The 12219-nt window shown below is 51.8% G+C and carries 13 protein-coding genes; 1 reads left to right on the plus strand and 12 read right to left on the minus strand.

Annotation, left to right across the window (positions count from 1 at the left end):
• Positions 1-9: 9 nt before the first annotated feature.
• The 7 genes from L6H98_RS16290 to L6H98_RS16320 all read right to left on the minus strand — a co-directional run bounded on the left by L6H98_RS16290 (position 10) and on the right by L6H98_RS16320 (position 8056).
• Positions 10-2262: an HDIG domain-containing metalloprotein gene (locus L6H98_RS16290; RefSeq protein ID WP_236416687.1), complete on the minus strand. Its 2253-nt coding sequence runs from the start codon at positions 2260-2262 to the stop codon at positions 10-12.
• Between the two features lie 16 nt (positions 2263-2278).
• Positions 2279-3250, minus strand: coding sequence for a PhoH family protein (locus tag L6H98_RS16295; RefSeq protein WP_236416688.1), 972 nt, complete (start codon positions 3248-3250; stop codon positions 2279-2281).
• Positions 3251-3256: 6 nt separating this feature from the next.
• Complete coding sequence (gene yqfD / locus L6H98_RS16300; RefSeq protein ID WP_236416689.1) at positions 3257-4450, minus strand: sporulation protein YqfD; 1194 nt, start codon at positions 4448-4450, stop codon at positions 3257-3259.
• Positions 4447-4740: a sporulation protein YqfC gene (gene yqfC, locus L6H98_RS16305; RefSeq protein WP_236416690.1), complete on the minus strand. Its 294-nt coding sequence runs from the start codon at positions 4738-4740 to the stop codon at positions 4447-4449. The genes yqfD and yqfC overlap by 4 nt, the downstream gene beginning before the upstream one ends.
• A gap of 173 nt (positions 4741-4913) precedes the next feature.
• On the minus strand, positions 4914-5513 hold the full coding sequence (locus L6H98_RS16310; RefSeq protein WP_236416691.1) for a hypothetical protein: 600 nt from the start codon (positions 5511-5513) through the stop codon (positions 4914-4916).
• Positions 5514-5532: 19 nt separating this feature from the next.
• Positions 5533-6540: a flotillin-like protein FloA gene (gene floA, locus L6H98_RS16315; RefSeq protein ID WP_290371457.1), complete on the minus strand. Its 1008-nt coding sequence runs from the start codon at positions 6538-6540 to the stop codon at positions 5533-5535.
• Positions 6541-6700: 160 nt separating this feature from the next.
• Positions 6701-8056, minus strand: a complete 1356-nt coding sequence (locus L6H98_RS16320) for an NfeD family protein (RefSeq protein ID WP_236416745.1) — start codon at positions 8054-8056, stop codon at positions 6701-6703.
• 204 nt (positions 8057-8260) lie between these two features.
• Here L6H98_RS16320 and L6H98_RS16325 point away from each other — a divergent pair, with 204 nt between their 5' ends.
• Entirely contained in the window at positions 8261-8707 is a 447-nt protein-coding gene (locus tag L6H98_RS16325) for a helix-turn-helix transcriptional regulator (RefSeq protein WP_236416693.1), read from the plus strand.
• A gap of 119 nt (positions 8708-8826) precedes the next feature.
• Here L6H98_RS16325 and L6H98_RS16330 read toward each other — a convergent pair whose 3' ends face one another.
• The 5 genes from L6H98_RS16330 to L6H98_RS16350 all read right to left on the minus strand — a co-directional run.
• On the minus strand, positions 8827-9270 hold the full coding sequence (locus tag L6H98_RS16330) for a GatB/YqeY domain-containing protein (RefSeq protein WP_236416694.1): 444 nt from the start codon (positions 9268-9270) through the stop codon (positions 8827-8829).
• Positions 9271-9286: 16 nt separating this feature from the next.
• Entirely contained in the window at positions 9287-9460 is a 174-nt protein-coding gene (gene rpsU / locus L6H98_RS16335) for a 30S ribosomal protein S21 (RefSeq protein ID WP_005547957.1), read from the minus strand.
• 107 nt (positions 9461-9567) lie between these two features.
• Positions 9568-9927 carry a histidine triad nucleotide-binding protein gene (locus L6H98_RS16340; RefSeq protein WP_236416695.1) on the minus strand — a complete coding sequence of 120 codons (360 nt, stop codon included), beginning with the start codon at positions 9925-9927 and terminating at the stop codon, positions 9568-9570.
• 145 nt (positions 9928-10072) lie between these two features.
• On the minus strand, positions 10073-10426 hold the full coding sequence (locus L6H98_RS16345; protein WP_236416746.1) for a hypothetical protein: 354 nt from the start codon (positions 10424-10426) through the stop codon (positions 10073-10075).
• Between the two features lie 364 nt (positions 10427-10790).
• The coding region (locus L6H98_RS16350; RefSeq protein ID WP_290371454.1) for an SbcC/MukB-like Walker B domain-containing protein at positions 10791-12219 on the minus strand (1429 nt) is incomplete at its 5' end.

A 12219-nucleotide genomic window follows, 5' to 3' on the forward strand; every position in this document is an offset into this window, starting at 1 on the left:
AAAATCGGTTCAACCTGCTTCCGGTGAAACCGGCTTCGATTTTTTGATTTCCTCCGGATATTCGATCCGGGAATGGAAAATGCCCATCACCGTTTCCTGCAGCGTTTTGGCTATGATGTCCAGCTCGCGCATCGTCAAGTCGCATTCGTTGAACTGATGATCGTCAAGCCGTCCCTTGATGATTTTTCCGATCATGGACTCCACCTGTTCGACCGTCGGTTTACGCAGGGAGCGAACTGCGGCCTCCACACTGTCGGCAATGCCGACAATCGCGGATTCCTTCGATTGCGCCTTCGGTCCCGGGTAACGGAAATCCTCCTCCGTAAAGTCCGGTTCCACGCCGGCTTCCTCTGCCTGGCGCAAGGCCTTGTGGTAGAAAAAGTGAAGGAATGTCGTCCCGTGATGCTGTTCCGCGATATCCCGGATCGGCTTCGGCAGCTTATAGTCCTTCTGCATCTCCACCCCATCCCTGGCATGTGCGACGATGATCGACTTGCTCAGCTTCGGATCGATGGAATCATGAGGGTTTTCCATATTGTTCTGGTTTTCGATAAAATAAATCGGACGCTTCGTTTTGCCTATGTCATGATAATACGAACCGACGCGACATAGCAATCCATTGGCGCCGATGGCTTCAGCCGCAGCCTCCGAAAGATTCCCGACCATGACGCTGTGATGGTATGTTCCGGGCGTTTCGGTCAGCAGCTTGCGCAGCAGCGGATGATTCGGATTGGACAGTTCCACCAGTTTCAGCGCGGACAAAATGCCAAAAGAGGTTTCGAAAAACGGCATTAGCCCCATGACGAGAATCGCAGTCAGCACACCGCCGGCAAACGCAAACCCGATGCCGTATAACGTTGTCGTCCGGCTCCATTCTCCCGAATCCATCAAAGCCACGGTAAAGACCGCAAGCGAACCGAACAGGCAGACCATGATCGCCCCTTTGATGATCGTGGAGCGCTGGCTGGCGCGGTGCGTGGCAAAAATGGCCACAAAGGATACCAGTACGGCAAAAAATCCGAATTCGAAATCGAACAGCTGACCCTGATGCGTATTCAGGATGATGCTGGACAAAATGCCGATAATGATCGAACAAACAAATGCAAGCGACGTATCCAGCAAAAGCGCAATCATCATCGCGCCGATCGCCACTGGTGCCAAATATCCGACGTAGGATTGCTCATTGGTCTGAATGATCGCCGTCACATGCATAACCACGATCGTAATAATGAATATTAAAACAAGCATCAACAATTGGGCATTATTGTACTTGAAATGTGTTCCGCTGCACTGCTGAATGTACATCAGCACCGCTGCCGATAACAGGCAGGACAACATGAACAGCCCCAGCTGCGGCCAGTAGTTCACTTCGTTCTTCAACAGGTCGTTTTCGTCCAGCAGCGAGTACAGCTCCGGCGTAATCATCTCGCCTTTGGAAACAAGCGTTTCCCCTTGCTTGATGAACACCGTTGGCGTATTTTCCCGTGCCTGCACTTTGGCTTCCTTGGTTCCTTCCTCGTCATAGAAACGGTTGGCCGTTAATACAAGCCGGGCAAGCTCCTGAACCACTTCGCGTTGCGTGCGTTTGCCAAGCGAACTGACGCTGACCATTTCAGCCACCTTTGCACGAGCAATGGTCGCATCGCTGATCTGGTCCGTCATCAGCCTGGAAACGATATCCCGGGCAACCGGCTTCATCTCCTGAATGTCATCCGAGGTCAGGCGGGAAATCTTGATGTAGGTTTCCTCCGGAATACGGTAACTTTGCTCCTGCACCACATTTCGCACTTCCTCAAGCAGTGTTTCCGAGTATGTACCCGCTTTTCGGTTGTTGTTGATGAAATTGGAAACAAAATCTTTTTGCCGCTGCGGAATTTCGTCCCGATAAATATCGATTTTGTCCTGGCTGGAAATCTGATCATCCTGGTTCAAACGGTCAATCCGGTCAAGCAGCGTTGTCATCAAATTTTCATTACGCATTTGCACAATCTGATATATCGGTTGAACCCGCTCAGCCGCTTCTTCCTGGGCTTTCAGCGTAGCCTTGTTATTCGGAATTTGCATCGGAGCAGCGATATTCACCTCGCTCCGCGTGCCCTCCTGAATATCGTAACGCTCGGGAAGCACCCGCGGCGCAAGACTGACATAAAAGACCAGCACCAGAAACAAAAACAGAAGATAGCGTGCCCACACGCTATACTTCCATCCTGTTGTTCTATTCTTTTGAAAAGATTTGCCTTTTGACGTTTCCTTCGAAGTCACGATAGACAATCCCTTTCTACACTTGATTTTCCGCGGCTTCGTTGTATGCGACGATGATTTTCTGCACAAGGGAGTGACGTACGACATCCTGTTCGGCAAAATAAACGAACCCGATCTCCTCTACATCGCCGAGGATCGTTTTGGCATCCACGAGCCCGGATTTTTTGCCCCGCGGCAGATCAATTTGCGTAACATCCCCGGTAATGACCATTTTTGAACCAAAACCGAGACGCGTCAAAAACATTTTCATCTGCTCGGGCGTGGTGTTCTGCGCTTCATCCAAAATGATAAATGAATCGTCCAGCGTCCGGCCGCGCATGTAGGCGAGCGGGGCGATTTCGATCAGCCCGCGTTCCAGCGCTTTGGCAACCTGTTCCTGGCCCATCACGTCATACAGCGCATCATAGAGAGGACGCAAGTACGGATCGACCTTTTCCTGAAGATCGCCTGGCAGGAAGCCGAGACTTTCGCCCGCTTCAACCGCAGGACGCGTAAGCACGATTCGTTTGACGCTGCCTTCCTTGAGAGCCGCAACCGCCAACACGACGGCCAAATACGTCTTGCCCGTTCCAGCAGGCCCGATGCCGAATACGACATCGCGTTTCTTGATTGTGGTTACATAGTGCTTTTGCCCGATGGTTTTGACTCGGATCGGCTTACCGCGGTATGTCGTTGTAATCTCGCCTTTAAACAGATCCAGAAGCTGGTCGGCGCGCAAATCTTTCGCCAGCTCGATGGCATACAGGACATCCCTTTCGGTCAACGCATATCCGTTGCGGACCAACTGCAACAGCACGTCAAATAATTGTTCTAGTGATTCCACGTTCCGGATACCGCCATGAATCACGATTTCCGCTTCGCGGGATGCAATCTGGGCCGGAATTTCATTCTCAATCAGTTTCAGAAAAATATCCTGGGGGCCAAAAAGAGCCTGGCCCTCTCCCGCGCTCTGCAGGGAGATTCGTATGCTGCGTGTTTGCTCTGACAAATAGCCTCATTCTCCTTGACTAGGGACTAACGGAAGTTCTTCCGCAATGCTTTCTTCCACTTCAAATAGTACTTTCATATAAACTTTACCATTCTCTTCACGCTCATGCAAAATTTTTTCACTCAAAATTTTCGTGCCTTTGCCATTTTTCGCGATAATGTCGTTTCTGGCCCCTTCCAGTCCTTTGGCCCTGGCCCATTCTTCCGTATGCTGCTCCTGTCGATCCTGCGTCTCCAAGTCGGTTTCGGTCAACCACCCGAACGGAAGGGTCAGAGAACGCCAGGTGAGCGGTTTATGGTCGCTCTTTGTGTCATACGAACGAAACGGGGTGTCCCCATACCCCCACAGCTGCACGGCCCAATTGCCCAGCACGACGTAAAAACGTTCCTTGCTCTCCCCGGTCATCGTGTGATGCTTTTGCACAAGAGGCACCTCGATTTCGTACTCGCGCCATACAAGGCCCTTGACCTCTCCTTTTGCGACAACAGTCCGTGTATTTTCTTCATCGCCCAATATGCCCGAAATCAGAACCTGTCCCTTTTTTACGCGCATGTCTTTCTGAACGACAGGTCGCCCTTGTTCAGCGTATATGTTCGTAATTACGGCGTCCGTTTTGCTGACCAGATGCCGAGGATTCAACAAAGGTTCCGGCTTGGGCTGAGCGGATTCCACGATCTGGATCGTAACGGTCGTTCCTTCCTTGCTGACACCAACCCAAGTCACGTCAGGCAATGCAAGCGCCAGCTGTTTGGAGAGCTTGTCCTGGCTCTGTAACCGGAACCCCCATTGAAAAGGATACAGCCCTTCTTTTTTGGCTGCAGCAAGCACAACGTCGGAAGGTATTTTGACATTTCCCTTTACTTCCACGCTCCAGACCATGGAAGACAACGCAAACAGTGCCACGATGAAAAACAACATTCCGCCGAGAAAAAACTTTCTCTTCCACAGTCTATCCAAAAAAAAGGGAAAACCGTTGCGCTTCGTTACCCGCATACGACAGCCTGTCCGTTTAAGCAAGGGACGCAACCTGAAAAAATGCGGCAGCAACACGTTCATTTCTGCCGTGTGTGCGTCCCGGGCGCGCAAGTCCCAAATCTCCACCCCTTGCTCCGTCAACAGGTTGATCAACGCTTCGATCTTCTCCCCAGTAACCGTAATGCGGACGTTTCCGCGCAGTTTGTACAGACTGGGCTGCTTCATCCTTTTCCCTCCACTCCATTCATGTGAATATCCAAAATGATGCCTTCTACCGCCACTTCATCAGGCATAATATTGCGAATCATCAGATCTGTCCCCTTGATTTCCAGTTGACCTTGCGACAAGGCAAGCACGATTCGCTCGGGGGTAAACTGGATGACTCCACGATGATTTTCAATATACAATTGCTTGCTGCCGATCAGGGTTAACCGTGGCATATCATAAAGCACATCCTGCGGCAGATCCAGCACTTCGCTGGTCCATCTCCGCAGCTTGCGGCTGATCCGGGTCATTCGAAGGTCTGCCCCCTTCCTATACATTTCAACTTATGCGATGAGGGAAACAAATATGAGAACTATGCGCAAGGAGGGCCGAGCAAAACAAAAAGAACCGTTTTCCGGCGAACAATCGCCAAAAAACGGTTCTTCATTTGTATTATTTCGTCATAAGATAGCCTACTTAAAAACTAAAGCTTTCCGCGGGTCCCGAAGGGTTGCTTAGAGCGCGGCGGACCCAATACTTCCGCCCACAATACGCCACTGCGAATATCCTCCCGGCGCAGCACGGACCGCCCTGCTTCGGCGTCGGAGCCTTGCTCATCCGGAAGCGGGCTAGCGGCAGCTGTATTCGCGGAGGAAATCCGATCCATCCGCTCTTGAATAAGACGCTGCTGACGTTCTACTTCCAGCATCTGCTCCTGCAGCGACGCTCCCTTACCCTCCGAAAGATGGCCTCCAAAATCATCGGCACGGTTATTGGTGGCAGCAGGCTGATCGTGCTGCTCTCCACGGTGGTCATCGTACCACTCATCCTCATATCGCTCATCTTCATCGCGTTCGTCCTCATCATTCGCGCCTCTCGATGAATGAGGTCCCGCAGCCTGCTGAGGAGAATTCTGCCGATTCCAATCCGGTTCTCCCCCACCTCCAAAGGTGGGCATCCCGGTATGGGTACCTTTCTTTTTGGGGTCGCCAGCCTTGGCTGCTTTTCCGATGAAGGAAAACAATGCAAAACCAATGACTGCTACAATGTACAAATTATCGAATACCCAATCCAATAGGCTCACATGCACTCACCGCCTATCCTCAGTTTTTCGAGCCATCCTGATTGCCGGAGCCGGAATTGTCGCCAGGTTTGCCCAAACTGGTTCTCATTTGGGTATCTGCCTCGATGTTTTTCAGGTTCATGTAATCCATCACGCCGATTTTGCCGCTGCGGAGCGCTTCGGACATCGCCAGTGGAACTTGGGACTCGGATTCCACCACTCGCGCTCTCATTTCCACGACGCGGGCCTTCATCTCTTGTTCTTGGGCAACCGCCATGGCGCGGCGTTCTTCCGCTTTAGCCTGTGCGATGCGTTTATCCGCCTCGGCTTGCTCGGTTTGCAGGAATGCACCGATGTTTTTACCTACATCCACGTCTGCGATATCGATGGACAGAATTTCGAAGGCTGTTCCTGCATCGAGCCCTTTAGCCAGGACTGTACGGGAGATCAGATCCGGATTCTCCAAGACGTCTTTGTGGGAATTGGAAGAACCGTTCGTACTGACGATCCCCTCGCCGACACGGGCAATAATGGTTTCTTCACCGGCACCACCGACCAAACGGTCAATGTTGGCACGTACAGTTACACGAGCTCTAACTTTAACTTCGATACCGTCTTTGGCAACCGCAGAAACGATTGGTGTTTCGATGACGCGCGGGTTAACACTCATCTGTACGGCTTGCAGCACGTCGCGTCCAGCCAGGTCGATCGCTGCAGCCCGTTCGAATTCCAGCGGGATGTTCGCACGTTGTGCAGCAATCAGGGCGTTGACAACGCGGTCTACGTTACCGCCTGCCAGAAAGTGGCTTTCCAGTTGGTTAATCGTCAGTCCAAGACCCGCTTTCGTTGCTTTGATCAACGGGTTCACGATTCGACTAGGCGTAACGCGTCTCAGTCTCATTGCCACCAGAGTAATAATGCCGATCCGTACGCCGGACGCGAGTGCCGAGATCCAGAGCATGACCGGGAAGAAGCTGAAGAACACGCTCAACACGATAATGGCTATTACCGCAATGAACAACACAGAGATCAAACCAGGTTCCATAATGTTAGTTCCTCCATTTTTTCTTAGTTTTATGAACAAAAATCATAACACACCTTGTGAATCTATGCTGCGTTTTACCGAAAAACACCCTTAAAATGGATCATTCGTTAGCCATACGGCTATGTACCGTGCCAAAGCTCATGACTTTGGCACGCATTTTGAATTAAACGGGAAGAGCTTGTTGTACAACAATTCGCGTTCCTTCGGCCTTAACCACAATGATCGGTGTATCCACAGGGATGAAGCCTCCGTCGGTCACCACATCCACACGTTCACCGTTAAAGAGCGCCGTTCCGGCCGGCCGAAGCGGAGTCAGGCTGATTCCTTGCATGCCAAGCAATTCCTTGCGCTCCGTTGCAGAAGAATAGCCTTTGTCTGCAGTCATTCTGTCACTCAGAATAAATCGTTTCCAGACACCTCTGTCCTTGAACACAATAGCCACGATGGCAATCACCACGAGCGCTGCCGCAAAAGCAATGCCGAGCGATACAAAGGCGTCGCTGGTGTCATATGCAGCCCGTACAACGCCCGCAACCAACGCAATCGAGCCGAGAATACCCAGTATGCCAAAGCTCGGAATAAACATTTCCAGAATCATCATAATCAGCCCTACGGTAAACAGAATCCATGTCTCCGCTCCGGCAAACCCGGCAATGTAATTGCCGGAAAAATAGAGGACAAAGCTGACGATGCCCACAATGCCAGGCACGCCGAATCCAGGTACAATCATCTCAATGACCACGCCTGCAATACCCAGGAACAAAAGCACGGTCATGACGACCGGATTCGTCAGAAACGTAGAAATGTTCTCCGCGGTTGTCCGCTCCATCGTAAACACGTCATTGTTCCCGTAACCGAGCCATGCTGCAGCTTCCTCAGGAGTACTGCTGATATGGTCGGCATAACCCACCTTCAGCGCTTCCTCGGCGGACAAAGCAATGATTTCCCCTTTTTGTTTCGTTTTGTTGATTTCCGGCATTTCCACAACGACGTTTACGTCAGCCATGCCGGCAGCGATGTCCGGGTTGCGGCCGCTTTTTTCGGCGGCCCCTTGCATTTTGCTTTTCCAGAAAGCAACCAGCTTAGGATCGTCCACATGTTTACCGGAGCTGTCCACCATCGCCGCCGCGCCAATCATGCTTCCTGGCGACATCACGATCTTATCTGCATTCAACGCCAGAAAACTTCCCGCAGAAGCTGCGTCCCCACGCACAAAAGCCACGGTCTGCACAGGGCTTTCCTTGATGAGCGTTCCCAGCGCTTCCGCAGTATCCACTCGCCCGCCGGGCGTATTGATATCAAGTACAATCAACCCGGCCCCCATGGCCTCCGCTTCCTTGAAACCACGCTCCATGAATTTGCCAAGCCCCTGCTCAATCGGTTTGTCAACCGGAATGATGTACACCGACCCGGTCTTGTTTTCAGCGGCGTAAGCAGAAGATCCGCCCATGAAGACAGGAAGCGTCAGCGTTAACAGCATGATAAGCATCAGTGGCACCGCAAGCCACATTCGACGCATTCCTTTCACAAATAATCCCCCCTTTTCCAATATCGTTATACAGTCCAGCTTATGGTATTTATTACGTAGAATGCAACATTGCGTTTCATAAAAGACAAAATTAATTTATGCCATTAAAGATGTATTTCCAAACAAAGCAGCTCACCACATGGAAATTCCGCAATATATGAGAACCAGGGCCGTCCTCCACCAAAAGGAACGATCATGAGCTTCGCCGAAGTGACGGGCATTAGCATAACGATGCTGGGTCAGATCGAACGTTGCGAATCCCACCTCTCCATTGCAACGGTGTGGAAAATCGCCAACGGCTTAAAGCTGTCCATCACGGCCTTGATCAGCGAGCCCGTACAAGATGCATCGGTCATTCCGTTGGATCGGGTTCGCATGTGGACGGAAGATGAGGGGCGGATTCGGATATATCCCCACTTCTCCATTGAGGATGGAAGACCATTTGAGACATACATGATGGAAATGAATCAATACGGGGTGCTTCGGGCGGCCCCCCATAATAAAGGTAGGAGTTCATTTCGGTTTTTGAAAGGGAGTTTATCGTTCGGGTGCATGATCAGGAATATGCCGTCCCCGCAGGCGCGGCTATCCGGCTCAAGGCAGACAAACCACATGTCTACCAGCATGCCGGATAAGCAATGACTCGTTTAAGTATGGTCATTCATTATTCACACTGAAACGGAATATCAAAAAATGATAACCGAGTCCAGAGAAAGAAAAAACACCTCCTGAGCATTCAGGAGGTGTTTACCGTTTTTGCTTTATTGCAGAAATTGTTGGACTGCTTGATTAACCAGTTTGCCATCCGCTTTGCCTTTGACTTTCGGCATCAGGGCGGCCATGACTTTCCCCATCTCGGCTTTCGAAGAAGCACCGGTTTCCTGGATGGTCTGCTGTACAATAACTTTAATTTCTTCTTCGGTAAGCTGTGCAGGAAGGTACTGACTAATTACATCAATTTCCGCTTTTGCATTAGCCGCGAGTTCATCGCGACCGGCTTTGTCAAATTCTTGGAGGGCATCTTTGCGCTGTTTGATTTCACGACTCAGGATATCAAGCACTTCGTTGTCATCCAAAGTTCTTTTCAAATCTATTTCAAGATTCTTGATCGTCGAACGAATCAACCGAATGGTGGAGAGTCTGAATTTATCCTTACTCTTCATCGCTTGCTTCATATCTTCGTTCAATCGTTCGCTAAGATTCATGGTAGTTCAAATCCTCCTAAAACTTTCTCTTACGAGCAGCCTCGGACTTTTTCTTGCGCTTCACGCTTGGCTTCTCATAATGTTTACGCTTCTTCACCTCGGCCAGGACGCCATCTTTTGCGATGGAACGTTTAAAGCGACGAAGTGCAGCATCAATAGTCTCGTTTTTGCGAACTTTAGTTTCAGACACCAGTTTTCCCTCCCTCCGACCAGACCGTCCAAGAGCAACAACACGGTTCATCACCTTTCATTATAGGCGAAAGACAATCAAGGTGTCAACCTTAAAGGAATTGTCGATTATTTGTGTGAATCGGATAGACTTGTCAGGGCGCCGATGCGGGTCCCTCCAAGCAGGTGATAGTGCAAATGGTTCACTGACTGTTCCCCATCCTTGCCGCAGTTGTTGATCAAACGATATCCGGAATCTTTGACGCCCAAACGCTCGGCAGCCTCCTGCACCGCCAGGTGCATCTCTCCGATCAACGGCAGATCCTCCGGCGTTACCTCGTTCATGGAAGCAATATGCTTCTTGGGAATGATCAACACATGGGTAGGCGCCGCAGGCTGGATATCATGAAATACGATCACGTGTTCATTCTCCAATACTTTGTTGGAGGGAATGCTGCCCTCGACGATTTTGCAAAACAAGCAATCCATAGTGGATACCCTCCTTTAATTGATATGTTATGTATATCCTTCTTTATCATACCGGAACTGAAATCTCACGTCCAATTTGAAAAAAAACAAGCCTCCCATCTCCCAGGATCTTGAACTCAAGGGAGTTGGGAGGCTGTTCACCGCCTCAATAATAAGGCAGCAGCGACAAGGCCACGAGCCCGAACAACGGCAGCACAAGTCTGTTGAAACGTCTGCGCCCATAGCCATAATAAGGATATGGATATGGATATGGATATGGCTGCGGGTATCCATATCCCGGATAAAATCCACGCATTGGCGTGATCGGCATGTTGGATGAAGGCATCACGCTTGGTGCCTGATTCGCATAAGGTACAGCAGCCTCAGGACCAACGGGGACTGCCAGATAAACCATGTCGTCATCCACGTGTTCCACGATCCCATCAAAAAGATTCCCGTCCTCCATCTGGATGCATACATACCGATGCAAATGATCCATGCATAATTTCTTTGCTTCCATTTTTTCCACGTTGCTGCGCCTCCTCAATTAACCTCTGTTCCTGATCCCATCGTATTCAGTTCTGGGCGAATTGACACTATGGGGCACGAAACCCCTACATTTTTTTGGGCGGCAGCGCCAGAGCAGACGTTCAATCGCGGACAAACCCCAACATCAAATGGATAAAAAAAGAAGCACCCCATGAGCATCTTCCCAGTGGGAGACACTTCCGCAGACGTCTATTCAGGAACATTCCTGATCAAACGTCTGCCAGGGTACTTGTAAATAAGAATTGTCGGCTTGACTGTAGTATAACAGCAGGCTGAACCTGTATCTGTGAGAAAGCTCACGTTCATCGGCAGCCTGCTTTCCTCGTAATCCGGGGTTATAGCGTTTCCAGCATAACTCTGGAACCGCCACCCGCCTCGTTCGCCGGGACGACGATCAATTTGCGGGCAAGACGAGCCCGCAGTTCCGGCACATGGCTGATCACGCCGACGGCCAATCTGTCGTCATGCAGTTTTTCCAGGGAAGTGATCACCGTATCGAGCAGATCGGGATCGAGCGTGCCAAAGCCTTCGTCCAGGAAAAAGAATTGCAGCGGATATTGCCCCCGCAGCTGAATCTGCGCCGACAACGCCAGCGCCAGAGACAAGGAGGTCAGGAAGGTTTCTCCGCCAGACAGGGTGGATACCGGCCGTTTGACACCGCCGTTGGCATCGTCGCAGATGACAAAGCCGCCACCGGAATCAACCTCCAGGGAGTAACGCTGCTTGGTCAGGAAACGCAAGCGCTGCGAGGCTGCCTGGCTCACCTGCATTAACTGCTCTTCCGCAATGTATTCCACGAAGGCATTGCCCCGGAACGCCGCTTGCAGCTTGCTCAGCAGCTCTCCCTCTTCGCTGACCTCAAGCCGTTTGTTTTCCAGCTCGGTCCAGCGTACATGCCGCTGCTGCACATCCTCCAAATCCCGCTCTGCTCTGGCTTTCGCTGCAAGTGCAGCTTCATCCTCCGCCCGTCTGGTTTGAAGGAGAGTCATGCAATGCTGCCACTGTTCCTCGGTTACTTCCGCACCGTTCAACTTCTGCTCCAGCTCGCGCAGCAGGGATGCCAGCTCGCGTTCCCGTTCGCGGTGAAGACGGATTTTTTCCGTCAGCCGCAGAACCTCGGTTTCTTCCACCTTGGCGAGTTCCACTTCATGATCGGTTTCAAACGGGGAATGCGCCAGCGATTGCCGCCAATGCTCCATGGCCTGCTCCAGCTGCTGGGCCGCGGACTCGGCAGCTTGACGAGCCAAGGCGTCGTTTTTGACAGACTCTTGCTTCAAGGCATCCGCTTCCTTATAACGCCGGGAAGCCTCTTCGGCAGCCTGTCGCAGCTCGCTTAACCGCGCCTGGGCCGCCGCGATCAGTTCCTCGACGCGCTGTTCACCGACCCATTTGGTCAACCGTTCTTCTTTCTCGGCGAGCTGTTTGGTGTTGCCTTGCCATTCCGTCCGCCACTGGATCAACCGTTTGTCCAGCTCGACCAGCTGCTGATGGAGCGTCTGGATCAGCCGCTCCTTCTCTTCAAGGAACGTGACGCTTTTGCTAAGTCGTTCCTTGATGTCTTCGGAGCGTGCATCGCGCTCCTGCATCGCCTGCACCATGGCTTCAGCCTGCTCCGGGGCGATGCCCGGCAGTTCCGAGGCCCAGCGGGCTTGCAGCGCAGCCGCAGCGGCCTCGCTTTCGGCCAGCCGGCGCTCCGCCTGCGCGAGCGCGGCACGGCCGGCCTCTTGCGCAGCAGCGGCCTCCGCGCGCCGCTGCCGCAGGCGC

Origin of the sequence: Paenibacillus sp. JJ-223 (genome assembly GCF_927798175.1) — a bacterium.
GTDB classification, from domain to species: Bacteria; Bacillota; Bacilli; order Paenibacillales; family Paenibacillaceae; genus Paenibacillus; species Paenibacillus hubeiensis.

Excerpts from the sequence above, each read along its gene's own strand:
- yqfD (WP_236416689.1), bottom strand. The coding sequence starts at position 4,450 with ATGAAGCAGCCCAGTCTGTACAAACTGCGCGGAAACGTCCGCATTACG.
- yqfC (WP_236416690.1), bottom strand. The coding sequence starts at position 4,740 with ATGACCCGGATCAGCCGCAAGCTGCGGAGATGGACCAGCGAAGTGCTG.
- L6H98_RS16320 (WP_236416745.1), bottom strand. The coding sequence starts at position 8,056 with ATGCGTCGAATGTGGCTTGCGGTGCCACTGATGCTTATCATGCTGTTA.
- L6H98_RS16325 (WP_236416693.1), top strand. The coding sequence starts at position 8,261 with ATGAGCTTCGCCGAAGTGACGGGCATTAGCATAACGATGCTGGGTCAG.
- L6H98_RS16330 (WP_236416694.1), bottom strand. The coding sequence starts at position 9,270 with ATGAATCTTAGCGAACGATTGAACGAAGATATGAAGCAAGCGATGAAG.
- L6H98_RS16340 (WP_236416695.1), bottom strand. The coding sequence starts at position 9,927 with ATGGATTGCTTGTTTTGCAAAATCGTCGAGGGCAGCATTCCCTCCAAC.
- L6H98_RS16345 (WP_236416746.1), bottom strand. The coding sequence starts at position 10,426 with ATGGAAGCAAAGAAATTATGCATGGATCATTTGCATCGGTATGTATGC.